Below are 24,978 nucleotides of genomic sequence, written 5' to 3'. Positions count from 1 at the left end.
CTCCTTGGGCCGCGGGGGCTGTTACTTCACCGCGAACCGCCGCAGACCGGTCAGCGTCACGATCTTGCCCAGCCCGATCGCATCGAACAGATCGATCAGCGCGACACGCGTCGGCCGGACGATCAGGCCAAACGTCAGCGTGCAGACGCCGCCGACCGCAAAGCCGACGATCGACGTGACCGCATCGGACCACAGGAACTGATAGGACAGTAGCAGGCCAAGCGCCGCCCCGGTCGCGGCGACGATGCCGAGCAACAGGCCCGGCAGGCCGGAGCGAAGCTGGTCCCGGCCGCCGACCGGCCCGGTCCGGCCCGATGCGAAGACGCGGACGAACGCCATGAAGATCGACGCCACGCTGAACCCGACCGCCGCGCCGGCGATGCCGAACTGCACGCCGATCAGGATGGCGACGATGCGCACCATCATGTCGACCACGCCCAGCGTCCGAAGCTCGCTCGACCGGTTCTGCGACACGAACAGGTCGCCGGCGGCATAGCCGAACCCGACCGCCGCCAGCGACGGGGCGAGCAGCGCCAGCACCAGCCCGGCATCATGCCAGCGGTCGCCGAGCAGCGTGCGGACCAGCGGCACCGCGACGATGCACAGCGCCGCCGATGCCGGGATCAGGAAGGTACACAGCCGCCGGACGAGCCCCAGATAGGCGGTGCGATATTCGTCGGGATGCGGGCGCATCCGGGCGAGGAAGGGCAGGGTGGCCTGTGCGATCGGCTGCACGATGTTGAGCGTCGGGATCTGGAACAGCGCCTGGGCCCGGTTGAACTGGCCGAGCGGTGCTGCCCCCAGAAACCGGCCGATGATGATCGGGGCGGCGTTGCCGGCAGCGAACAGCGCCAGCGAATAGATCGAGGTATTGGCACCGAATGCCAGCAACTCGCGCAGATTGTCGGGCCTGGCCGGACGATCGGGCTTCCACCGGTTGCTGCCGACATACATGATCGCGCCGCTGACCAGCTGCGCGACGTTGCCCAGCACGATCGCCCAGACGTTGCGGTAGAGATAGGCGAGCACCAGCGTCGACAGGAAGCCGATGAACAGCGATGCGGAATCGATCAGCGCGAGGCGTTTGAATTGCAGGTTGCGCGACAGCATCGCCTTGTACTGCGACGCGATCCCGCTGAACAGGAACCCGACCAGCGACGCCAGGATGGTCCAGACGATGATCGGCTGGCCGTAGAATTCGGCGATCCACGGCGATGCGATCCCGATCGCGACGGTCAGCAGCACGGTGGTCGTCGAATTGAACCAGAAGACGAAGCTCATTTCCGCCTGGCTGATGCTGCCCTTGCGCATCAACGCGTTGGTCATGCCGAAATCGCGCAGCGTGACCGCGAAGGCGAGCATGATGAGCGACATGTTCGCCAGACCATAGTCGGTCGGCGACACCAGCCGGGCGATAGTGAACGTCGATACCAGCGAGATCGTCAGCGTGAAGGCGCGCCGCGCCAGCAAGGCTTTCGGCCCGACCTGAGCCCGCCGTTTGGCTTCAGCGATATCCACCAGTCTGTCTCACTTTCATCGTAATCCGGGCCGGCGACCCGATCGTCGGTCGTCCGGCACTATGCGTCAGCGGTGCAGGATGCGCTTCAGATAGCGTACCGGCCCGTGCGCGCGCACCAGCTGCGCGCTCAGTATCAGTTTTTCGAACCGGCTCTTCGTATGGATACGACGGATGCCGAGCATCGTCGTTTCCAGATCGCGCCACACCTGTTTCGACATGCGCTTGCCATGCCGGTCGAGGAAGAAGCCGATGCCTGCCGCCCGGCGCAGCGACGGCGTGGCGATGCGATCGCCGGGATGGAAACGCCATTCGGCCAGCGGTTCGGGATCTACGGCATAGGTGACGCCCGCGTCGAGCAGGCGGACGAAGAAGTCCCAGTCGTTGAACACCGTCACCGCCGGATCGAACCCGCCGACCCGGGCATAGGCGGCCCGATCGATCACGAAGTTGCTGCCCGTCATCGATCCGTTCTGCAGCAGCGCGGTATCCGCGGTCAGGCCGGTCAGCTGCGCGCGCGGCTTGACGCTATGTTCGTCCTCATGGTGCAACAGGCCGCTGATCACGAGGCCGACCCGCTTCTGTTCGCCCAGCCCGACCAGCCGTTCGAGAAAGGGCGGATGCCAGAGATCATCGTCGTCGAGAAAGCCGACCCACTGGCCGGTGGCCGCCTGCGCGCCCTTGTTACGCGAATGGCAGACGCCGCCCGCATCGTTCGCGATATACCGCACTGCAAAAGGAAACCGGGCATCGGCCTCGGCAACCACCGCCTGCGTCGCCGGATCGTTCGCATCGTCCACGACAAGCAGTTCGACGGGCTGCAGCGTCTGGGCCGCAACGCTGGCGATCGATTCGCGCAACAGGTGGGAACGCAAGTGCGTAGGTGTCACGACGGAAACGGCTTGCATGCTTCGTCGCCTAGCCTACCACGCACCGCAGCGAAAGGGCTTTGCGCCGCGCCCCCCGATAGTTTCCCGATCCGCCGGCACCTTGGGCTGCATTTCGCTATATTCCTGTGCGCGTCTTGGCTGTACCAGCGGGTGGCTGGATTTGGCTTGGCATCGGTTCGCGCTTGCTCCATTGGTTCGCACTTGCAGCATGAATTGTCGGTTCGCTCCGTACCGTGCCGGGGGGCTGGTCGGGATCGGAACTAAAAAGGGAGGTGTTCGACCATGAGTGTGGCTGGATCGAACGAGCGGCTTGCCATTTTGATGATCGCGATCGGCGCACGGCCATGGTCGCGCGTCACCTCCGAACTGTTCCGCGACTATGCGAAGCGGTGCGGGGCAACCTTCATCCTGCAGACCGAAGAACCGTCGGACGAGGACTTTCCGCTGCCGGCGCTGCCCGACAGCCCCGGCCGCGCCCATAAGCGGGTATATGCGCTGAAGGCGTTCCTGCCGTGGCGCCTGCTGGCGATCGAGGGATATGACCGCGTGCTGGTCGTCGACGATTCCTGCTGCGTGAAGCACGATGCGCCCAACGTGTTCGACTTCATCGAACCAGGCGCGGTCGGCCTGACCGAGACCAGCCATGCCCATGCCGAGCTGAGCTTCAAGGAAATCCGCAAATATCTGAAGGCACGCGGCGAGCCGGAAATTCCCTATACTCCCGAGCATTACATGAACTCGGGAGTCATGCTCTATACGCGGGGGATGGCCGATGCCATTTCGCCCGAACGCATCCTGGCGGCACGGGAGATGCTGTTCGCGGCCTATCCGCACCAGACCCTGACTTATTATCTGCTCAACAGTGCCAAGGTGCCGCTGACGATCCTGCCCAAGGCGTTCAACCGGCTGCCGGCGTCGACGCTGCCCGCGGGCGAATGGGCCGACATGACCGATGCGACGCCGTATCTGAGCGATGACGACGATACCTATATCTATCACGTCACCGGCGCGTTCAAACGGCGCGACGTCCTGATCCCGTCGCTGGCGCTGCATCTGCTGGCGAAGACCGATCCGGAGCGCGCACAGGCACTGGCCGCGACCATGCCACCGCCGACCAGCGCCGCGCCGGCACCGGTCGAACGGCCGGGCATCGCGCGGCGGATCGCGCGCAAGCTGCGGTCGCTGGTCGGCTGACCATGGCCCAGCCGATGCGTATCGCCTTCTTCCTCGCCGCCTATCCGGTGCTGTCCGAAACCTTCGTGATCCGCCAGATCCGGGGCATGATCGATCTCGGCCACGAAGTGACCGTCGTGACCGGAAAATATCATCCCGACGTGGCCGATCCGCTGGCGGGAAAGGTGCAGTTGCGCGCGATCCGCACCGCGCGCGATCCGCATCGCTCGATTGCGCAACGGATCGGGCGGGGGGCAACGGCGATCCTCGGCAGTCGTTTCCGCACCACGCTGATCTGCGCGATCAAGGCGGCGAAGGGCGGCTACAACGCGCCACTCGCCGATCTGGCGGGGACGATCGGGCGGCATCTGGGTAGCTATGACGCGATCATCGCGCATTTCGGCCCGCCGGGCGTTCGCGCCGAGTTCCTGCGGTCGGCGGGCGTCATCGACGGGCCGATCGCCACGATCTTCCACGGGCTGGACATCACCGAGATCGCGCTCATCAAACAGATGAAGCCGTTCTACCAGCAATTGTTCGCGCGGACCGAACGGCTGCTGCCGATCAGCAATTTGTGGCGGGAACGGCTGATGGGCTGGGGTGCCGACGATGCCCGGATCACCGTTTTGCGGATGGGGGTCGATATCGACGAGGCGGCGGTGCCGTCGTTCGACGCGCCGATCCAGTCGCCGCTGCGGGTGCTGAGCGTCGCGCGGCTGGTCGAAAAGAAGGGCATCGCCTATGCGATCGACGGCGTCGCCAAGGCGAAGGCCGATATCCGCTATCAGGTGATCGGCACCGGGCCGCTGGAACAGGAATTGCAGGCGACGGCACGGCCGTCGGGCGATGCGATCGCGTTCCTCGGGCCGCAGCCGCACGGACGGGTGTTCGCCGAACTGGAACGGTCGGACGTGTTCCTGCTGCCGTCGGTCACCGCCGCCAATGGCGATATGGAGGGCATTCCGGTGTCGCTGATGGAGGCGATGGCCAACGGCGTCCTCGTCCTCGCCACGCGGCATAGCGGCATTCCCGAACTGATCGAGGATGGCGTCTGCGGGCTGCTCGTCGACGAGCGCGACGGCGATGGCATCGCCGCGACACTCGACCGGATCGCGCGCGGGGAGGTCGATGTGGTGGCGCTGCGTCGTGCCGCGTTCGCCAAGGTCGTGGCGGAATATAACAACCGCAAACTCGACCGGCAGCTCGAAGCCGTCGTCGCCGAGATGCAGGCGGGGCGCTAGGACAGATCGACATTCATCCGTCAGTCGGTGAACTGCTCCCCTCCCTGACAAGGGAGGGGCTGGGGGTGGGTCGGTCTGTGGCTGGCGAGTCGATCCCTCGCTGGCCAACCCACCCCCGACCAGCGTCGGGTAAACTGTGCGCCGCACTGTTTAGGTCATGCCGGGGGCATGACCGGCCCGACGCTCTTGTCAGGGAGGGGAGAAGTCGAAACCTTATTGAATGTCGATCGGCCCTAGGTCAGGCTTGGGCGAAGTTCAGGCTGCACCCTTCGAGAAACGCGCTGACCGTTCGCGCGGCGTAGAAGTCCATGTCGTCGCGTCGCGCCTCGCTGACCGCTGGGAACGCGCCATAGCCGGCGAGCAGGCAATGCCATGACAAGTTGCCGAAATGGCTGCGCTGTCCCTGACGTGCCAGTTCCTCGGCGATGTCGCCGCGCCGGAACCAGCGGTCGAGGATGTGGAGCAGCGGATCGGGTAGCGCCTCGTTCGCGGCGTTGGCGCGCCAATAGTCGGTGTCGGTGCGGGTGTTCAGCTTGTAATGCGCCACGATATAGTCGCGCACGCCGTCCATCCGCTCGGCCGCTACCGTGTTGAACGCGGCGCGGTGCCGGTCGGTGCAGCCGCCGTCGCGATAATGGCGGATGAACTGTTCGACGGTGCCGAGCACCAGATGCAGCGCGGTCGCCTCCAACGGTTCGACGAACCCCTGCGACAGGCCGACCGCGACGCAGTTGCGCTCCCAATGGCGCGCGACCTGTCCGACACGGAAGGTGAGGTGACGCGCCGCTACTTCGTCACCGACCCCCAGCGTCCGGCGCAATTCGGTCTCGGCGGCGTCGGACGACTGGCAATCGCGGGCATAGACATAACCGTTGCCGACGCGATGCCGGAGCGGGATCGACCAGCACCAGCCGTTCGACAGCGCGGTGGCGACGGTTTCGACCGGTGGCCGGCCGGTCATCTCGGTCGGCAGGACGACGGCCGCGTCGTTGAACAGATGGTCCTTGAAGCTGTGGAACGGGACGCCGAGCGTGCGTTCGATCAGCAGACCGTTGAAGCCGCTGCAATCGACGAAGATGTCGCCGGCGATCGTCTCTTCGCGGTCGGTCACCAGTGCGGCGATGTCGCCATTTTCGGCGCGTCGGACCTCGGTCACCTTGGCGGGGCGATGGACGACACCGCGCGCGACCGCCAGCTCGCGCAGATACTGGCCGAGCAGGCCGGCATCGAAGTGATAGCCATATTCGATGCGGAACGGGAAGTTCGGCGGCGCGACCGGCGCGAGGCCCTTGGCCGACAGCACGCCGTTCAGCAGGAAGTCGTCGGGCCTGACCGGTACGTCATGGCCGAGGCGCCGGTTGCGGCAATTGAGGACGAACGCGTCCTCGGTATGGACGTCGATCTGCGTCGTGAACGGGTGGCGATAGTCGCGCCACGGGGCGGCGGGGCTCCAGTCGACGAAGCGGATACCGGCCTTGTAGGTCGCGCCACAGCGCGGCATCCAGTCGGCCTCCGCCGCGCCGATGATCTCGAAGAAACGCTTGAGCGAGGGCGTCGACCCCTCGCCGACGCCGATCGTGCCGATCTCGGGCGATTCGACGACGGTGATCGCCGCATCGGGCCATGCGCGCTCAAACAGGTGCGCGGCGATCCACCCCGCCGTGCCGCCGCCCAGGATGACGATGCTCGGGCTCACCCGGCCGCCCCGCCGAACCCGCTCAGCCAGCGATCATGGGCGGGCATATTGGGCACCGGTTCGCGCTTCATCGCGGCCAGCTGCCGCAGTTGCTCGGCCAGTTCGGCATCGGTCGGTCCGTCGGCCAGCGGGTGATAGTCGGCCGGCTCGATGCCTTGGCCCATCAGCACCTGTACCCAGGACGGTTCCATGAAGATGTCGAGCGGGTCCTGCGTCAACGTGCCGGTCGCGCGGAACAACGCGATCTTGTCCGCCAGCCGGTCGGGCAGGGCCATGGTCCGGACATGCCGCCAGAAGTCGGAATCGTCGCGCCGGGTCGCGTGGTAATGAAGGATGATGAAGTCGCGCACCGTTTCGAACTCGATCCGCGACTGGCGATTATATTCGGCTATCTGGCGGTCGTCGAAGCCGGCATGGGGGAACAGGTGGAGCAGCCGGACGATCGCCGACTGGATCAGATAGATGCTGGTCGATTCCAGCGGTTCGAGGAACCCGCTCGACAGCCCGATCGCGACGACATTATGGTCCCATTGCCGGCGGGCGCGGCCGGTGCGGAACGGGATGATGCGCGGGTCGGCCAGCACCTCGCCATCGAGATTGCTGAGCAGCAGGTCGGCGGCCTGATCGTCGGTCAGATGCCGGCTGCTATAGACCAGCCCGTTGCCGACCCGGTGCTGCAACGGGATGCGCCATTGCCATCCGGCGCTGCGGGCGGTCGAGCGGGTATAGGGCGGCGTGTCGTCGTGACGCGTGGTCGGTACCGCCATGGCGCGGTCGCAGGGTAGCCAGTGGCCCCAATCCTCATAGCCGACATTCAGCTGCCGCTGGATCAGCAGGCCGCGCCCGCCCGAACAGTCGATGAAGAGATCGCCCGCGACCTCGCGCCCGCCACGCAGCGTCAGCGCGGTGACGTTGCCGCTTTCCCCATCGCGCGCGACCTGTTCGACCAGCCCCTCGATCCGCTCGACGCCGCGCGCTTCGCTGTAGCGGCGCAGATATTGGCCGTAGAGGCCGGAATCGAAATGATAGGCATAGGGCAAATGCCAGAGCGGATCGTCGACCTGGATCTTCGCGAACTTGCCCTCGCGCGCGCACAGATAGTTGAGGTCATAGTCCCAGTAATCGGCGGCGATGCCGGCGCGCTTCGCCCGGTTCCAGTAATGGTGGAACGAGCAGAAGGCGGTGTTGCGACCCGCCGCGCCGAACGTATGGTAATAGGATTCCCCGATCGCGCCCCAATCGTCGAAGCGGATCGCGAGTTTGATCGTCGCGCGGGTCTCGCGCAGGAATTCGGCTTCGTCGATGCCCAGCACCGCGTTGACGTGCTGGATCGGCGGAATGGTCGCCTCGCCCACGCCGATGATGCCGATGTCGTCGGATTCGATCAGCGTGATGCGGACCTGTGGGCCGATGACCTTGGCGATCAGCGCCGCCGTCATCCAGCCCGCCGTCCCGCCGCCGACGATGACGACCCCGTTGATCGCAGCGGCCATGCGTCTCTCCTTCGTGCCGGCACGACCTATCCCCGCCGGACGCCGCCGGCGAGGATATTGTCGCGACCCGTGCTTAAAAGATAGCGTAGGTCAGGTTCGCCATGAAGTTGCGCCCGAACTGTTCGTTGCGCAGGAACAGACCGGTCCCCGAGTCGCGATAGGTGTCGCGTTCGTTGGTCAGGTTCATCGCCTGCAGCGAAATCCGCAGCCCTTCGAGATAGCGGACCCCCGATCCGGCAAAGTCATAGCCGATCTGCGCATCGACCAGCGTCTGCCCGGCGCGGTTGAGCGGCCCCAGCGTGTTGCTGCCGCCGCGATCCTCCGACAGCCAGCTCGACCGGTTGTTCGCAGAGACGCGCGCCGAGAAGCCGTATTTCTCGAAATAGGCCGTGCCCTGGAACACCCGCGCCGACAGGCCCGGAATGTCGCTGCCATTGTCCAGCTGACCATCGGTAAACGCCGCCGACCCGGTAAGGCCGAACCCGTCCAGCGCCCCGGTCAGCAGCCGCAGCGGCACCGATCCCTGCACCTCCACGCCCTTCACATCGCCCTTCAGCCCGCCGGTATAGGTCGTATCCACGCCGAGGAAGGTGGCGGGGGTGAAGACCGTCTGACCGTCGCTGCTGACCGCGCGGTGATAGCCGGGAATGTAGAATTCGGTGTAGTCGCGGATCGTGCTGTTCTGGACGTTCCAGTTGGTCAACTTCTTGTAGAAGGTCGAGACCGACACGAAGCCGTCGCTGGCGAAATAATATTCATAGGACAGATCGGCTTGATTGGCCTCGTACGGGCGCAGCCGGGCATTGCCGCCGGTCGACAGCCATGGCCCGCGTTCGGGATCGGTGCTGGTCACTTCGGCGACATTGTTGCGGAATTTGACCGACGAGCCGGGGTTCAGGAAGTCGATGCGCGGCCGGCTGACGACCTTCGATGCCGCGAAGCGCAGGGTGTGGCCGCTGCCCAGATCGAAGTTCACGTTCATGCTCGGCAGGATGCGGGTATATTTCGCCCCGTCGGAAATCGGCGTCGCCTGCACCCGCAGGTTCGACGCGATCAGCGAGGTGAAGCCGGTCCCGCGCTGATCGGTAATCAGGCCCTGCACGCCGACGTTACCAAACACGCGGGCGAAGTCGGTCTGCAGCTCGAAATCGGCCTTGATCGAAGGCTGCCACACTTTCTCGCGGATCGAATAGGTATCGCCCAGACGATCGGGTTCCAGCGCGCCGGCATCCCAGCGGCGATAGAAGCTGCTGTTGATCAGCCCCAGCGCGTCATAGGCGACGACGTTGCCCAGACCGGCCCAACCCAGATCGGCGACGCCGCGACGGGCGTCTTCCGGAATCGGGCCATCGGACGGATAGGTTTCGGCGGTGAGGAAGAAGCCCTGATTGGTCTTGGACTTCTCATGATCCGAATAGCGCAGCGCGATATTGATCGATTTCAGGAAGCTGTCGTCGAAGCGATAGGTCGCATCGATCCGCGCCGAGTTCAGATATTCGTCGAACAGCGCCGAGTTGACGAAGCCGTCCTGCGCCTGTGCGAAGCCGATGCCGGCGGCACGGGCGGCGGCGGTGTCGAGTTCGGTGATCGGCGCGAGGCTGCCGCCCCATGACTGCGGTCCGGCCAGCTTGACCGCGGCATAATTGTCGAACGACTGGCTGTTGTTCGCGAACATCAGCCCGCGATCGGTATAGGTCCATTCGCGGATCGTGTTCGGCCCCTGCGAGCGCAAACCGGCACGGCCGAGGCCCGAATAGCTTTCGCCACGGGTGTCGTTCTTGCTGCTGGTCGAGTGCGACACGTCGAACTTCAGGTCGAGATTGTCGGTCGCGGCATAGTCGAAATTACCGCCGACGACGAACAGATTGCCCTGCTTGTCGAGCGGATCGCTGCGCAACACCGAATTATAGCCGCTGGTCCGGGCCGAGGTGACCAGATCGCCATCGGCGCTCAGCACGCCGCTGCCGTCGGCGGCGACCGGCAGCTGTTCGATGAAGCCACGCGAAATGCCGGTGTCGGCGAAATCGATATAAAGCGCGTCGACGGTGGCGGTGAACTTTTCGTCCGGGCGCCACTGGACGACGCCGGCCACAGTATTGCGCTTCAGGACGCGCGAGCGCGCCGCCGCTTCGTACCCCGACACGACCTGCTTGCCGGCATTCGGACCGGACGTGATCGCGCCGTCGTCATAGCCCCAGACGCTGGAAAATTCATTCTGCACCGGCGAAGACGTGGTGGCAGCGGTCAGCGCGACGCCGATCGTGTCGTCGGCGAACTTGTCGCTGTACGACAGGGCGAAGCGATAGCCGCGGTTGCTGAAATCGGGGTTGCGCGACGGCTGGCCATTCTGTTCGAAGCTGCCATTGGCGATCAGCGCGCGCTTGCGCTCCAGCGGGCGGACGGTGCGGATGTCGACGGTGCCGCCGACGCCCATCGCGGTCAGTGCGGCGTCGGGCGTCTTGTAGACGACGGCGGCGCTGACGATTTCGGCGGGGTACAGGTCGTATTCGACGCCGCGATTGTCGCCGATGCCGATCAGCTCGCGGCCGTTCAGCGTGGTGCCGACAAAGTCTTCACGGAAGCCGCGGACCGAGATGCCGCTGATGCGGCCCGACCGGCGCTCCCCCGCCAGACCGGCAAGGCGGCCGAGCGAGTCGGCAACGCTCGATTGCGGCAGCTTGCCGATATCCTCGGCCGAGATTGCTTCGACGACCGAGCTGTTGTTGCGCTTGAGCGACTGGGCGCGTTCGAGGCTGGCGCGCAGGCCGGTGACGACGATGTCCTCCGACGGTGCTTCCTCCGTCACGGCAGCGGGGTCGGTTTGCGCGCCGATCGGGGGCTGCGTCGCCGGTGCGGCGGGATCGACCGGCGGGACGACCGTGGTGCCGGCGGTCTGCGCCAGCGAGGGCGTCGCCACCAGCAGCGCGAGCGCGGCGGTCGAGCAAGCAAGCGTATGCCGTGAAGTCATCTGTAATCCTCTCCTGACGTCTTTTTTATGCGGTCTTTTGCCAAGGCGACTTCCCGCGTTCCGGATCGGATATGCAATACCGCAATCGTTTGCAATCACGGATTTACGCATACGTATTCGTAACCTTGTGTAGCTGTTGCAAATACGTCACGCGTATAACACCGGTTGCAGCAATCGATTGCACACTGTATCCGTCGGGTAACGAGGAGAGGAAATAATATGCGCAACAGCATAAGCGTCGCGGCGTTGCTTGCGGCGACGGTTCTGCCGTCGACCGGCGTGTCGGCACAGGAACCGCCGGCGGTATCCGCTACGGCCACGACCGCACCGACGGCCGAGCCATGGTGGCAGCACGCGACGATCTACGAAATCTACCCGCGCAGTTTTCAGGACAGCAACGGCGACGGCATCGGCGATCTGCGCGGCATCACGTCGCGGCTCGATTACCTCCAGTCGCTGGGACTCGACGCGATCTGGATCACGCCGTTCTTCAAATCGCCGAACGCCGATTTCGGCTATGACGTGTCCGATTACACCGCGATCGATCCGCAATATGGCACCATGGCGGACTGGGACATGCTGGTCGCCGAAGCCCGCAAGCGCGGCATCCGGGTGCTGGTCGATCTGGTCGTCAACCACAGTTCGGCAGAACATGCGTGGTTCAAGGAATCACGCAGCTCGCGCACGAATGCCAAGGCCGACTGGTATGTCTGGCGCGACGGTACGCCGGACAAGCCGCCGACCAACTGGAAATCGATCTTCGGCGGCCCCAGCTGGACATGGGACCCGACCCCCAAGCAATGGTATTACCATATCTTCCTGTCGCAGCAGCCCGATCTGAACTGGTCGAATCCGCAGCTGAAGCAGGCGATGTTCGACGTCGTGCGCTTCTGGCTGGACCATGGCGCGTCGGGCTTCCGTCTCGATGCGACGCCCTATCTGTTCGAGGACAGCAACTGGCCGCAGGACCCGAACCCCGCCGCCGATCCGGTCTGGCTGAAACCGTACAACTCGCAATTGCCCGGCACCAATCAGGTGCTGCGCGAGATGCGCAAGGTCGTCGATTCCTATCCCGGCAATCCGATCCTGCTGGGCGAATCCTCGACCCGGTCGATCGAACAGCTGCGCGCCGTGTATGGGAAGGACAAGGACGAGATCCACCTGCCGATGAACTTCCTCGTCGGCAACATCACCAAACTGGACGCCGGCGAACTGAAGCGCCGCTATGACGAGGCCGCGACCAAGCTCGACGGGCTGACGCCGGTCGAATTCTTCAGCAACCACGACCAGTCGCGCCAGTGGAGCGAGTTCGGCGACGGGGTGAACAACGACCGGATCGCCAAGCTGTCGGCGGCGCTGACCCTGCTCAATCCGGGTGTCGCGCTGCTCTATTACGGCGAGGAGATCGGCATGGGCGACGCTGACAAGGCGACGCTGGCGCAGGCACCGATCGGGCCGAAACGCCCGCGCACCGACGAACGCGACCGGGCGCGGACGCCGATGCAGTGGAGTGCCGCGCCGGCCGCCGGTTTCACCACCGGCACGCCATGGCTGCCGGCCGCGCAAGGCTATCGGACGCGCAACGTCGCGGCCGAGGAGCGCGATCCGCAGTCGCTGCTCCACTGGTATCGCCGCCTGACCGGACTGCGCCGTACCGATCCGACCTTCCGCACCGGCCGCTATGTTCCGCTCGAAAGCGGCGATCCGGCCGTCTTCGCCTTTGCCCGCGTCAATCCCGACGGCAGCGGCGCGCTGGTGATGGCCAACATCAGCGCGACGGCGCGGACGGCGGCTCCGGGCGGCTGGGCGGGGCCCGCGCCGACCTATGGCGAACGCATCTGTGCCGCCGGCACCGGGCAGGGCGCGATGGTGCTGGCCCCGTGGGACAGCTGTATCGTTCGCTTCCGCTCGGCCCCGTAACGGCGCACGGCAAGGGGATCGCGCCGGACCGTCTGCCGGTGTGGATCGTTTGGGGGCGATGGCTGTCGTCCCCCTCCCGCCGTTACAGGCACCAATGGCATGGCGACCGCGCCGGTTGCTCGTCACCCGATCGTCGATGGCGTTCGCCCATGGCCGCGCCATCGCCGACCGCGCGGCGGCGCAGGGGGTGGAGGTCGTGCTGCTGCCCGGCGACCGGCTCGCGCTCGACCTGCCCGACGATCCACGTCGCGCCTATGCCGCGGCGAAGGCGACGCTGGCGGTAGTGGTCGCGCCGCCGTCCAAGCGCCGGCTGCAACCGATCGCGCCCAGTGCCGACTGGCGGGTCGATCTGGCGGAGGGGTGTCCGGCACATTGCGGCTATTGCTATCTTGCCGGCTCGCTGAAGGGGCCGCCGATCACGCGGGTCTATGCCAATCTCGATGAGATACTGGGCGGACTGCCCGATTATCTGGGGCAGGGCAGCGTGACGTCGCGTCAGCGCGATCGCGCCGGGGAGGGCACGACGTTTGAGGCGTCCTGTTATACCGACCCGCTCGCGCTGGAACCGATCACCGGTGCCTTGTCGGCGACGATCGCGTGGTTCGGCCGGTGGGATGCGCCGGTGCAACTGCGCTTCACGACCAAGTTCGCCGGCGTCGATCCGTTGATCGACCTGAACCATCGCGGTCGAACGCGGATGCGCGCCTCGATCAACCCGCGGGCCTTTGCCCGGTTCGAAGGGGGCACCGATCCGGTCGCCGCGCGGCTGGCGGGGTTGGCGCGGATGGCGATGGCCGGATATCCGGTTGGCCTCACGATCGCACCGATCATCGCGGCCGAAGGGTGGCGCGAGGCCTATGGGGCGTTGCTGGCCGACGCGGCGGCCGCGCTGGGGGCGGTGCCCGATCTCGACCTGACGATCGAACTCATCACCCATCGCTTCACCGCCGGTTCGAAAGCGGTGCTGGACCGCTGGTATCCCGGATCGTCGCTCGACATGGGGTTGGCGAACCGGACCACGAAGCGGACGAAGTTCGGCGGCGAGAAGCAGGTGTACGACGCGGAAACGATGCGGGCGCTGCGGGACTTTTTTGCCGAAGCGATCGCCACGACGCTGCCGGCGGCGCGGGTCTTGTACTGGACGTGACGGTAGTCTTCGCCGGCGACACGCCGGTTCGGTCGTTGCTGGCAGCGTGGCATGGCGGTTGACGCCGCCCGACCTCAGCCGGGTGGCGGGGCTGTCGACTGGCGTTCGACCAGGACGTGCTCGAGCACGCGCAACCGTTCCCCGGCGGGCAGCGGCATACCGGTGCGCATCTCGCGGATCAGCAGTTGCAGCGCCTCGGCGGCAAGCTGTTGTACCGGTTGCCGGATCGTGGTGAGCGGCGGCCACAGCGTGACCGCTGCCGTGCTGTCGTCGAAACCGGTGACGGTCAGATCGGCAGGGATGTCGAGGTGGCGGCGGTGCGCGACCGAAACCACCGCCGCCGCCATGTCGTCGTTGCTGGCAAAGATGGCCGTCGGGCGATCGTCCGACCCTAGCAGTTGCTCGCCCGCGATCAGGCCCGACGCATAGCTGAAATCGCCATGCACGATCGTCGCCGTGACGTCGCCCGCATCGGCGATGGCGGCGCGGAACCCGTCGATCCGGGCAATGCTCGCCTGCTGCCCGCGATTGCCGACAACGAAGCCGATCCGGCGGTGGCCCAGCGCGATCAGGTGGCGGGTCATGTCGCGCGCTGCGCCATGATCGTCGATCCCGACCGAGATCGCGTCGCTGGCGACCGCGCCGACCACCGCCACCGGCAATGCGGCATCATGCAGCATCCTGCGCAAGCCTACTGCCTCGCCAAGCGGTGGGGCCAGGATCACGCCGCCGATCCCGGAGCCGAGCAACCGCCCGACCGCGTCGGCGGTCGGCGCGCTGCCGGCCTGCCCCTTCAGCAGGATCAACTGTGCCGCACGGTTCGATGCCTCCTCGAAAACGCCGGCGAGGAAATCGCTCATAAACGCGGCGCTGGGGTTGGAATAGATCACGCCAATGCGGATCTCCTGCAACGTCACCAGACTGCGCGCCATCAGATTGGGGGTGTAGTTCAGTTCGCGGATCGCATCGTCGACGATCGCTCGCGTCTCCTTGCGCACGCCGCTGTCGCCGTTGATGACCCGCGACACCGACATCGGCGACACCCCGGCGTGTTTCGCGACATCGATGATCGTCACGCTGCGACGTCGGCGCGGGGGGTGGGTCAAGCGTTTCTCTGCTGTGGATTGCGGATGGCGACGGCCGATCGACGCCGCGCGATACGCGGTCGTCTGTCGACGCACCGTATCGCTGCCGGACTACGCCCGGCAAGCGCCGATATCGGGCTTGCGCTACCCGACAGGAAGCGCCTACGAAAAGATGGTAACGTTACCGGGAGGGGTAAGTTGGCGCGATTCAAATCGGTGCGCTGGACCATCATCGCGCTGTTCGTCGGCGCGATGGTCATTAATTACCTGACCCGCAGTATCCTCGGCGTCGCCGCGCCCGCGATCATGACCGAACAGGGAATATCATCCGCGCAATATTCGTGGATCACCGGTGCGTTCCAGTTCGGGATCATGTTCCAGCCGGTGGCGGGCTATCTGCTCGACCTGATCGGGTTGAAGATCGGCTTCACCCTGTTCGTCGCGGTCTGGTCGCTCATCACCATGGGCCATGGGCTGGCGGCGGGATGGTTCGGCTTCGCCGCGCTGCGCGGTGCGCTGGGCCTGGTCGAGGGATCGGCGCAGCCGGCGGGGATGAAGGTCGTCGCCGAATGGTTTCCCGCGCGCGAACGCGGCGTGGCGGGCGGCATCTATCAGATCGGCGCGTCGTTCGGCGCGGTGCTGGCACCGGTCCTCGTCGCATGGGCGGTGTTCAACCATAGCTGGCGGGCGGCGTTCTTCGTCGCCGGTGGGCTGGGGCTGGTCTGGGTCTGCGCATGGCTGGCATGGTATGCCCCGCCGCGCCAGCATCGCGCGGTATCGGCGGAGGAACGCGATCTGATCCTCGGCGGACAGGAGCCGGCACTGGCGCAACAGCGCCGCCGCCCGCCGCTGCGCGACCTGCTGCGCCGGCGCAACCTGTGGACGATCGCTGCCGCGCGCTTTCTCGCGGACCCGGTATGGGGAATGCTGTCGCTGTGGATGCCGCTGTATCTGGTGCAGGTACGGCAGTTCGACCTGACGCAGATCGCGATGTTCGCATGGCTGCCGTTCCTCGCCGCCGATCTCGGCTGCCTGTTCGGTCCGGCGGTCGTCGCATGGTTGCAGCGGCGCGGGGTCGACCTGATCGATGCCCGCCGCTGGGCGTTCACGCTGGGCGCGGTGTTGATGACCGGCATGATGTTCGTCGGCACGGTCGGCAGCCCGTTGGCGGCGGTCGCGCTGCTCTGTCTCGGCGGGTTCGCGCACCAGACGTTGTCGGTGACCGTCATCACCATGACATCGGACCTGTTCCCGCAGGATCAGGTGGCGACCGCCACCGGCGTATCGGGCACCGCCGCCAATCTCGGCGTGCTGATCTTCACGCTGGTGCTGGGTTCGATGGTCGACAGCGTCGGCTATCAACCCTTCTTCGTCCTGCTCGGGCTGCTCGACCTGGTCGGTGCCGCGCTGCTGTGGACCCTGATACGAAAGTCCGTATGACCATCCGCAATCCCATCCTGCGCGGGTTCAATCCCGACCCGTCGATCGTCCGCGCCGGCGAGGATTATTATATCGCCACCTCGACCTTCGAATGGTTTCCGGGCGTGCAGATCCATCATTCGCGCGACCTCGCCAACTGGCGGCTCGTCGCCCGGCCGCTGCGCCGCCCCGGCCAGCTCGACATGCGCGGCAACCCCGATTCCTGCGGCGTCTGGGCACCCGACCTCAGCTATGCCGACGGCCGCTTCCACCTGATCTTCACCGACGTGAAGCGATATGGCCGCACCACCGTGAACGGCGCGAAGGGCGCGTCGCTGCGCGATTTCCACAATTACTGGGCGTGGAGCGACCGGATCGACGGCGACTGGTCCGATCCGGTGCATCTGAACAGCAGCGGCTTCGACCCCGCCCTGTTCCATGACGACGACGGGCGCAGCTGGCTGCTCAACATGCTGTGGGATCACCGCCCCGACCGCAAACGCTTCGCCGGCATCGTGGTGCAGCAGATGGACCTCGCCACCGGGCGGTTGACCGGCGAACGCCGCACCATCTTCGAAGGGACATCGCTCGGTTTTACCGAAGGGCCGCACCTCTACAAACGGGACGGCTGGTATCACCTGCTGGTCGCGGAAGGCGGTACCGAGCGTAACCATGCCGTGGTCATGGCCCGTTCGCGCGACCTGTTCGGCCCCTATGACGTCCATCCCGACGGCCCGGTCCTGACCGCGCGCGGCCGGCCCGACCTGCCGCTGCAACGCACCGGTCATGGCGATCTGGTCGAGACACCGGCGGGCGAGACATGGCTCGCCTATCTATGCGGCCGTCCGCTGCCCGATAGCGACCGCTGCGTGCTGGGCCGCGAAACGGCGATCCAGCCGATGACATGGGGCGCGGACGGCTGGCTGCGTCCCGCGCTGCCAGAGGCGGCGGTGCCGGGCGTCGCAACCGAAGCGCCCGCCATCGACCGGTGCAATAGGTTCGACGGCCCGGACCTGCCCGAACCGTTCCAGTGGCTGCGCACCCCCTATCCCGACCGCCTGTTCAGCCTGACCGAACGGCCCGGCCACCTCCGCCTCCACGGCCGCGAAACGATTGGCAGCCATTTCGAACAGGCGCTGGTCGCCCGCCGGCAACAGGCCTTTTGCTACACCGCCGAGACCGAGGTCGACTTCACCCCGACCGATTTTCAGCAGGCGGCCGGGCTGGTCTGCTACTACAACTCGACCAAATTCCATTTCCTGCACCTGACCGCCGACGATGCCGGACAGCGCCGGTTGCAGGTCCTGTCAGTCGAACCGATCGGCGAGGGCCGCAGCCGCACCTCCGTGCCGATCGCCATACCCGCCGGCCCGATCGAACTGCGTGCCGAGGTCGACCACGAAACGCTGCGCTTCGCCTTCCGCGCGACGGGACTGGCCGACTGGCAATGGCTGGACGACGTGTTCGACGCCAGCCTCCTGTCCGACGAAGCAACGATCACCGGCCTGCCGAACTTCACCGGCACGTTCGTCGGCATGGCGTGTCAGGATATGTCGGGGCAGGGCACGCCCGCCGATTTCCGCTACTTCGCCTATCGCGAGAACGCGCTAAACCGGCATCTGTAACACCCGCGTCACGCCGACGTCGCTGGAGCTTCATCAACCGTCGCCAAGGGTCTGCCCACTTCAACAGGGGCATCCATGGTTTCGGTTTCGCTTGGCTCACTCGACGCGCGCCTGCCGGTCTTCGGCTCGCTGACCGGCGCAGGCACTGCCTTCGCCGGCGCAGCCACGCCGGCCAAAGCCGTGCCAGGCGAACGGACCGGCACCGACCCCGCTCTCGCTGCCCCGAGATCGAACTTCGACGCCGCCCGTCTGCCCGACGCCGGCAATACCGGCGGCGGCTTCGGTATTCCAACCTTCATCCCCGGTGAACCGCGCCTCTACGGCGCGCAACTCACCGCGCGCTTCTGATCCCCTTTACGAACAGGAACCTTCACATGACGACGATCGGACGGCGCGGGGCGCTGGCACTGCTGGGCAGCGGCGCGGGACTGGCGCTGCCGGGGTTCGCCACGGCGGCGACCGCGCGCACGGCGCGGTTCGACCATGGCGTCGCCAGTGGCGATCCGGCGGCGGACGGGGCGGTATTGTGGACCCGCGCCACGGTCGCGGACGGGGCAGGCGACGTCGCGCTGGAATGGCATGTCGCCGACGGCCCCGATGCGAAGCCCCTCCGCTCGGGTAAAGTCATCGCGCGGGCGGCGGCCGACCATACGGCGAAGGTCGAGGTGTCGGGACTGGCAGCGGGGCGCGATTATTGGTTCTGGTTCGCCGGTCCGGACCGGGCGCGTTCGCCGGTCGGGCGGTTCCGGACACTGCCCAGGGGGCGCGTCGAGCGGCTGACGATCGCGGTGGCGTCGTGTCAGCTATATCCGGGCGGGCTGTTCAACGCCTATGCCGACATGGCGGCGCTGCCGCGGCTCGACGCGGTCGTCCATCTCGGCGACTATATCTATGAATATGGCGCGGACGGCTATGGCGCGGACATCGGGCGCAAGCTCGACCGGTTGCCCGATCCGTCGCACGAGATCCTGACGCTCGACGATTATCGCCGCCGCCATGCGCAGGTGAAGCACGATCCCGATATGCAGGCGGCCCATGCCCGCGCCGCCTTCATCTGCGTGTGGGACGATCATGAAGTCGCCAATGACGGCTGGGTCGGCGGTGCCGAGAACCACGATCCCGCGACCGAGGGCGACTGGGGCGCGCGCAAGGCCGTGGCGATGCAGGCCTATTTCGAATGGATGCCGATCCGCGAATCACGCCGCGGATTGGGGCGCGAGGCGATCTATCGGAGCTTCGAATTCGGCGACCTCGCCACGCTGGCGATGGTCGAAACGCGGTTGCTCGCCCGGTCGCAGCAGGTGGCGTTCAAGGGCGACACCCGCGAACCCGACGAGGTCGCGGCGGTCCTTGCCGCGCGTGCCCGGCCCGACCGCGAATTGCTGGGCGCGACCCAGCAACGCTGGCTGGAGGAGACCATGACCCGGTCGGTGCAGGCCGGCAAGCCGTGGCAGTTGCTCGGCAATCAGGTGGTGATGGCGCGGATCGACGGACCGGACCTGCCGAAGCTGATGGGAGCCGAACGGTTCGCGGCAACCATGGCGAAGCTGTCCGATGCGTGGCGGGCGCGGATGACGGCAGCGATTGCGGGTTATCGTGCGGGCGCGCCGTTCAACCTCGATTCGTGGGATGGCTATCCGCCGGCGCGCGAACGGCTGTACCAGTCGTTCCGTCGGGCGGGCAGCCGGCCGATCGTGCTGGCGGGCGACAGCCATGCCGCATGGTCGAACGATCTGTACGACGATGGTGGGCAGCTGGTCGCAGCAGAATTCGGCTGCACCGCGATCTCCAGCCCGTCGTTCGGCGCGGTGCTGCCGGGTATCGGCGAGTATATCGCCGAGGCGAACCGCGAGGTCGTGTTCTGCGATCAGGACCATAAGGGCTATACGCTGTTGACGCTCACCCCCGATGCCGCAGTCGCGGAGCATGTTGCGGTGTCGACGGTCATGGCCAAACCGTTCGACCGGCAGGTCGTCGCCCGCCACCGCGTCACCCTCGACCGGGCGCTGGGGATCGAGACTGCCTGACGATCGGCGGCGCCCCGCCCCGGAGCGCCGCTGACGGATCAGGGCGGATTGCCGATCGACGGCGGTTTGTCGGCACCCGTCGATCGGGGCTCCCCTTGCGCAACGGCCCGAATAGAATATGTACCGTCCGTTATGGAAAAGACGTTGACGATTGCCGCCAAGGGGCGGCCCCGCGAATTCTGCGTCGACAAAGCGCTGGCGGCCGCGCTCGGCGTCTTCTGGTCGAAGGGGTATGAAGGCGCTTCGATGAGCGACCTGACGGAGGCGATGGGGATCACCAAACCCAGCCTGTACGCGGCGTTCGGCAACAAGGAAGCGTTGTTCCACAAGGCGCTCGAACTCTACGAATCCGAAAAGCTGGAATATATGCGCGAGGCGCTGCGACAGCCGACCGCGCGTGGCGTGGCCGAACGGCTGATGCGCGGCGCAATCGCTGCGCAGATGAGCAGTTGCGATCCGAAAGGGTGCCTCGGCGTCATCAGCGCGACCGCGTGCGGTGCCGAAGCGGCGTCGATCAAGGCCGACGTGATGCAGCGCCGCGCCTCGTCGCAGGCGGCGTTGGTCGAGCGGTTCGAACAGGCCAAGCGCGACGGCGACCTGCCCGGTCACGTCGATATCGATGGACTGACCAGCTATCTCTACGCGATTGTGCAGGGGATGGCGGTACAGGCCGGATCGGGTGCGAGCCGCGCCGATCTTGAGCGGATCGTCGACACCAGCCTGCTGATGTGGCCGGCTTCGTAGAATTATTCTACCGACCGGTACAAAAGGCGTTGACGGACCGATCGCCGCTTAATATACCGGTCAGTATAGAAGAGGGCATCGCACTGGTGTCCCGGCGCTCGCAAGGATGCCGCTATGCCCGAACCTGACGTCGCGTCGTGACCGCCCCGTAATTCGGCGGTACGTGTAACCTTCATCAACTTTACGACCCGCAGACTGCTTCCGCTCGACCTCCGCGTCGCAGGCGTCGGCGATCTGCGTCCCCGCACCAGCGTCTCGGCTCCGAAAGGGGGCTTTGGCGGTCGCCCCCGTGCGCCCGCTGCTGGATGCCTTTGAACGCAAGGGAGGATTTCTCATGGCCTATGTCGATTTCTCCGGCGACACGCTGTTCGCCACCCCCGCCGCCGCACCTGCCATTGCCGCGCCCGTCGTCGTCGAACCGACCCCGACCGGCCTGACCGCACTGGAATGGTCGGTCGTCGCCCTGGCGCAACGCGACCGGATGGCGTCGTTGCGCGAACCGTCGCCGCTGTCGATCGCGCTCGGCCGGGTCTTCGGCACTCGCCGCCGCGATCCCAATCTCGCCGACCCGAAGCTGGAGGCGTTGCGCCGCATGGCGGTGCTCAGTTGGCATCGCGGCTATGCCGTACCGGTTCACGAACTCGCGGCATTCTTCGACGCCGGCTTCAACACCGATCAATATGAAACGATGCTCGCCAGCATCAGCACGGCACAGGCGTCGCGAACCACCCGCGGCTGAACGGTTCTCCACCGTTGCGTGAGCGTCTGACGTCACCCCGCCCGTGGCGAGGTCAGCCGGAGCAGACGCCCGTCGCTTCCATCCTCCAGCAGCCATAGCGCGCCGTCCGGCCCTGCCATGACCGCCCGGATGCGTGCGCCCATGTCCCAGCGTTCCGCCTCGCGCGCGGTCGTGCCGTCGAACGCGATCCGGACCAGCGCGGTCGCGGCCAGCCCGCCGACAAAGGCGGAGCCGCGCCACTGCGGGAACATGCGGCCGTCATAAAAGGCGAGCCCCGCCGGCGCGATCACCGGCGTCCAGTAGAGCGCGGGCTGATGGAACTTACCGTTGCCGGCGGGCGAGGCGATCGGCGTATCGTCGTAATTCTTGCCATAGGACACCACCGGCCAGCCGTAATTACCGCCGGCGTCGATCAGGTTCAGTTCGTCGCCGCCCTGCGGTCCCATCTCCGTCTCCCACAACCGCCCCTGTGCGTCGAAGGCGAGACCATAGGGATTGCGATGGCCGGTCGACCATGTTTCGGCCGGCGTCAGATTGGGGGCCGGCATCTGCGCCTTGCGCACCGGCGCCTTTGCCGCCGCCCCGGTGTTTTCGGGCGGATCGATGATGCCGATCGTCGTCGCGCCAGCCTTGCCCACCAGCGGGTTGCCCGGGGCCGGCTTGCCGTCCAGCGTCAGGCGCAGGATTTTGCCCAGCGCCTGATCGGGGTCCTGCGCCGGGGTGAAACGCTGCCGCTCGCCCGAGGTCAGGAACAGATACTGCCCGTCCGGCGAGAAGGCGATATAGCCGCCGAACTGCCCGCCGGCCCCGCGCGGCAATTGTCGCCACAGCAGCTGCACGTCGCGCAACGCCGGCTGCGCGCCGGTCACGTCCAGCGTCGCCCGCGCCAGCGCCAATCCGTCGCCGCCTTCGCCCGGTTCGGAATAGGTCAGATAGACCTGCCGGTTCTGTGCGAAGGTCGGCGAGGTCGCGACGAACAACAGTCCGCCCTGTCCCTCGAAATGGACCTTCGGCACGCCGGCGACCGGAGCCTTGGCACCCGCCGCGGTTACCAGCCAGAGCCGACCGGGTTTTTCGGTGACCAGCATCCGCTGATCGGGCAGGAACGCCAGCGCCCATGGATTGTCGAACGTCGCGACGGTGCTGGTCTTGAACGGCTTCGTCGTGGCCGGCGTCGACCCGCCATAATTGACCGGCGCGGCCGCGGGGGGCGTCGAGGCGGTCGCATTCTGGACGGAGTCCGTAGCGCCGCAACCGGTCAACAGCGCGGTGCCGAGGCATAGCAGGGAAAATCGCAGCACAAATCGCCTTTCGAACAAGGGAGCGGGCACGACCGCGCCGGGACGGAGAGGGCGACGTAGCCCGTTCAAAGTCAACGACCTACGTCGCGATCCCGATCAATGCGTTTTGCACTTTGCGCTTGCGGTCATGCAGATCCTTGTAGGAGTAAAGGTAACTTGAAGCAAAGCCCGCAAGAGACGGGTCGCGCGAAATCGTACAGGGGAGAGGGCCATGATCCGTTTCGTCGCACCGACGGCTTTGGCCGCAGCAGGGCTGTCCGCCACGGTCGCCATGGCGCAGCCGCGACCGGCGGACGCCACTGCGCCCGTGCCGGTCCGCGACGTTTCGGTCACCGTCGACGCCCGCAAGTCCCTGGGGCCGCTGCCGCCGGCGTGGCGTTTCTTCGGCGCGGACGAGCCCAATTACGCAACGATGAAGGACGGGCGCAAATTGCTGGTCGAACTGGGCGACCTGAAGCGCGGCGAGGTGTTCTTCCGGGCGCACAACCTGCTCAGCACCGGCGACGGCACGGCAGCGTTCAAATGGGGCAGCACCAACGCCTATACCGAGGGGCCGGACGGCAAGCCGGTCTATGACTGGACGATCGTCGACAACATCATCGACACCTATCTGGCGCGCGGCGTCCGCCCCTATCTCCAGATCGGGTTCATGCCCGAGGCATTGTCGACCGCGCCGAAGGGCACGCCTTACCAGCATAGCTGGCGACCGGGGTTCGATTATCGGCTGATCGCGACCGGATGGACCTATCCGCCGGACGGTTACGACAAATGGGCCGAACTGGTCTATCAATGGACCCGGCATAACGTCGAACGGTATGGCGCGGATGAGGTGAACCGCTGGTATTTCGAAGTCTGGAACGAACCGGATTCGAAATTCTATTGGCAGGCGTCGCCGGAGGAATTCAACAAGCTCCACGACTTCGCAATCGACGCCGTCCGGCGCGCACTGCCGACCGCGAAAGTCGGCGGCCCCGATGTCGCGGTGGCGGGCGAGTTCATGGACGGCTTCCTGCGCCACGTCGCCTCCGGCCGGAATTACGTCACCGGCCGGACCGGGACTTCGACCGATTTCCTGTCTTTCCATGCCAAGGGCGCGCCGAGCTTCGTCGACGGCCATGTCCGCATGGGGCTGTCGACCCATTTGCGCAACGTCGATCGGGGCTTTGCCAAGGTCGCCGGTTTCCCGGCACTGGCCGCCAAACCGATCGTGATCGGCGAAAGCGATCCGGAGGGATGCGCCGCCTGCCCGGGTCCGCAAAACGCCTATCGCAACGGCACGATGTATTCGAGCTACACCGCCGCCAGCTTCGCGCGCATCTGGGACCTTGCCGCCAGGCGGAAGGTGAATATCGAAGGCATCCTGTCCTGGTCGTTCGAATTCGAGGATCAACCGTGGTTCGCCGGGTATCGACAATTGTCGACCAACGGGGTCGACCTGCCGGTGCTCAACATTTTTCGCATGTTCGCAAAGATGGGTCCGGAACGCATCGCCGCGACCAGCAGCGCGCAGGTGCCGCTGGATGCGGTCGTCAAGGATGGGGTACGCGGGCAGGCCGATATCGGCACGCTGGCGACGCGGACGCCCGACGGGCGGATCGCGGTGCTGCTATGGCATTATCACGACGACGACGTCGCAGGTCCGGTCGCGCAGGTGAAGCTCGACATCGCCGGTGCGAAGGCGGGACCGGTACGGCTATGGCGGGTCGATGGCAGCCACGCCAACGCCTTCACCGCGTGGCAGCGAATGGGTTCGCCGCAGTCGCCCGACGAGAAGCAATATGCCCGGTTGGAATCCGCTTCGAAGATGCAGGAAGAGGCGGTGTCGTCGAGCGCCAACGGCCGGGGCGGGCGGTCGATCACCGTCCAGCTACCCCGGCAGGGCGTCGCGTTGCTGACGCTGGACGGGCGCTGAGCGCAACGACGCCGCTCCTGTTCGGCCGGGATCGCCCGTGCGACGTTATGCCGCATCGCACGTTGCATGGGTATGGATCGAA

The 24,978-nt window shown here is 66.3% G+C and carries 18 protein-coding genes; 11 read left to right on the top strand and 7 right to left on the bottom strand.

Going from position 1 to position 24,978, the window contains the following annotated elements; translation table 11 throughout:
* Positions 1-21 precede the first annotated feature (21 nt).
* Positions 22-1,518, bottom strand: a complete 1,497-nt coding sequence (locus ASE50_RS17755; RefSeq protein WP_056403771.1) for a lipopolysaccharide biosynthesis protein — start codon at positions 1,516-1,518, stop codon at positions 22-24.
* A gap of 66 nt (positions 1,519-1,584) precedes the next feature.
* Positions 1,585-2,424 (bottom strand): glycosyltransferase family 2 protein, encoded by an 840-nt coding sequence (locus ASE50_RS17750; RefSeq protein ID WP_082439110.1) that lies wholly within the window; start codon positions 2,422-2,424, stop codon positions 1,585-1,587.
* A 264-nt stretch (positions 2,425-2,688) separates the two neighbouring features.
* Between ASE50_RS17750 and ASE50_RS17745 the strand changes: the two genes are divergently transcribed.
* Positions 2,689-3,600, top strand: a complete 912-nt coding sequence (locus ASE50_RS17745) for a hypothetical protein (RefSeq protein ID WP_156347281.1) — start codon at positions 2,689-2,691, stop codon at positions 3,598-3,600.
* Positions 3,601-3,614: 14 nt separating this feature from the next.
* Positions 3,615-4,820 carry a glycosyltransferase gene (locus ASE50_RS17740; RefSeq protein WP_162236204.1) on the top strand — a complete coding sequence of 402 codons (1,206 nt, stop codon included), beginning with the start codon at positions 3,615-3,617 and terminating at the stop codon, positions 4,818-4,820.
* Positions 4,821-5,058: 238 nt separating this feature from the next.
* Here ASE50_RS17740 and ASE50_RS17735 read toward each other — a convergent pair whose 3' ends face one another.
* From ASE50_RS17735 to ASE50_RS17725, 3 genes are all read right to left on the bottom strand, one after another.
* Positions 5,059-6,516, bottom strand: coding sequence for a tryptophan halogenase family protein (locus tag ASE50_RS17735; protein ID WP_056403761.1), 1,458 nt, complete (start codon positions 6,514-6,516; stop codon positions 5,059-5,061).
* Entirely contained in the window at positions 6,513-8,009 is a 1,497-nt protein-coding gene (locus tag ASE50_RS17730; protein WP_056403758.1) for a tryptophan halogenase family protein, read from the bottom strand. The genes ASE50_RS17735 and ASE50_RS17730 overlap by 4 nt, the downstream gene beginning before the upstream one ends.
* 73 nt (positions 8,010-8,082) lie before the next feature.
* The gene (locus ASE50_RS17725) at positions 8,083-10,977 is read right to left on the bottom strand and encodes a TonB-dependent receptor (protein WP_056403756.1); all 2,895 of its coding nucleotides are present in this window, start codon (positions 10,975-10,977) and stop codon (positions 8,083-8,085) included.
* A gap of 219 nt (positions 10,978-11,196) precedes the next feature.
* Here ASE50_RS17725 and ASE50_RS17720 point away from each other — a divergent pair, with 219 nt between their 5' ends.
* Positions 11,197-12,897: an alpha-glucosidase gene (locus tag ASE50_RS17720; RefSeq protein ID WP_056403753.1), complete on the top strand. Its 1,701-nt coding sequence runs from the start codon at positions 11,197-11,199 to the stop codon at positions 12,895-12,897.
* 58 nt (positions 12,898-12,955) lie between these two features.
* Complete coding sequence (locus ASE50_RS17715) at positions 12,956-14,044, top strand: SPL family radical SAM protein (RefSeq protein ID WP_056403751.1); 1,089 nt, start codon at positions 12,956-12,958, stop codon at positions 14,042-14,044.
* A 74-nt stretch (positions 14,045-14,118) separates the two neighbouring features.
* On the opposite strand, the gene ASE50_RS17710 is transcribed toward ASE50_RS17715, so the two are convergent.
* Complete coding sequence (locus ASE50_RS17710; RefSeq protein ID WP_268794949.1) at positions 14,119-15,120, bottom strand: LacI family DNA-binding transcriptional regulator; 1,002 nt, start codon at positions 15,118-15,120, stop codon at positions 14,119-14,121.
* A gap of 207 nt (positions 15,121-15,327) precedes the next feature.
* Between ASE50_RS17710 and ASE50_RS17705 the strand changes: the two genes are divergently transcribed.
* The 6 genes from ASE50_RS17705 to ASE50_RS17680 all read left to right on the top strand — a co-directional run bounded on the left by ASE50_RS17705 (position 15,328) and on the right by ASE50_RS17680 (position 21,683).
* The gene (locus ASE50_RS17705) at positions 15,328-16,569 is read left to right on the top strand and encodes an MFS transporter (RefSeq protein WP_235512428.1); all 1,242 of its coding nucleotides are present in this window, start codon (positions 15,328-15,330) and stop codon (positions 16,567-16,569) included.
* Positions 16,566-18,173 carry a glycoside hydrolase family 43 protein gene (locus tag ASE50_RS17700; RefSeq protein WP_056403748.1) on the top strand — a complete coding sequence of 536 codons (1,608 nt, stop codon included), beginning with the start codon at positions 16,566-16,568 and terminating at the stop codon, positions 18,171-18,173. Before ASE50_RS17705 ends, ASE50_RS17700 begins: the two co-directional genes overlap by 4 nt.
* A 75-nt stretch (positions 18,174-18,248) precedes the next feature.
* Positions 18,249-18,521, top strand: coding sequence for a hypothetical protein (locus ASE50_RS17695; RefSeq protein WP_056403746.1), 273 nt, complete (start codon positions 18,249-18,251; stop codon positions 18,519-18,521).
* Positions 18,522-18,547: 26 nt separating this feature from the next.
* Complete coding sequence (locus ASE50_RS17690; RefSeq protein ID WP_056403743.1) at positions 18,548-20,200, top strand: alkaline phosphatase D family protein; 1,653 nt, start codon at positions 18,548-18,550, stop codon at positions 20,198-20,200.
* A gap of 132 nt (positions 20,201-20,332) precedes the next feature.
* Positions 20,333-20,944 carry a TetR/AcrR family transcriptional regulator gene (locus ASE50_RS17685; RefSeq protein WP_056403740.1) on the top strand — a complete coding sequence of 204 codons (612 nt, stop codon included), beginning with the start codon at positions 20,333-20,335 and terminating at the stop codon, positions 20,942-20,944.
* A 334-nt stretch (positions 20,945-21,278) separates the two neighbouring features.
* Positions 21,279-21,683, top strand: a complete 405-nt coding sequence (locus tag ASE50_RS17680; protein ID WP_056403938.1) for a hypothetical protein — start codon at positions 21,279-21,281, stop codon at positions 21,681-21,683.
* A 32-nt stretch (positions 21,684-21,715) separates the two neighbouring features.
* Here ASE50_RS17680 and ASE50_RS17675 read toward each other — a convergent pair whose 3' ends face one another.
* Complete coding sequence (locus tag ASE50_RS17675; protein WP_235512427.1) at positions 21,716-22,984, bottom strand: PQQ-dependent sugar dehydrogenase; 1,269 nt, start codon at positions 22,982-22,984, stop codon at positions 21,716-21,718.
* Positions 22,985-23,195: 211 nt separating this feature from the next.
* On the opposite strand from ASE50_RS17675, the gene ASE50_RS17670 reads away from it, so the two are divergent.
* Positions 23,196-24,896 (top strand): GH39 family glycosyl hydrolase, encoded by a 1,701-nt coding sequence (locus ASE50_RS17670; protein ID WP_056403737.1) that lies wholly within the window; start codon positions 23,196-23,198, stop codon positions 24,894-24,896.
* Positions 24,897-24,978 lie beyond the last annotated feature (82 nt).

This window comes from Sphingomonas sp. Leaf5, from assembly GCF_001421155.1.
In the GTDB taxonomy this organism is placed as follows: Bacteria; Pseudomonadota; Alphaproteobacteria; order Sphingomonadales; family Sphingomonadaceae; genus Sphingomonas.
Note: the sequence above shows the minus strand (reverse complement) of the source record. Positions and strands in the feature narration are given on the sequence as shown.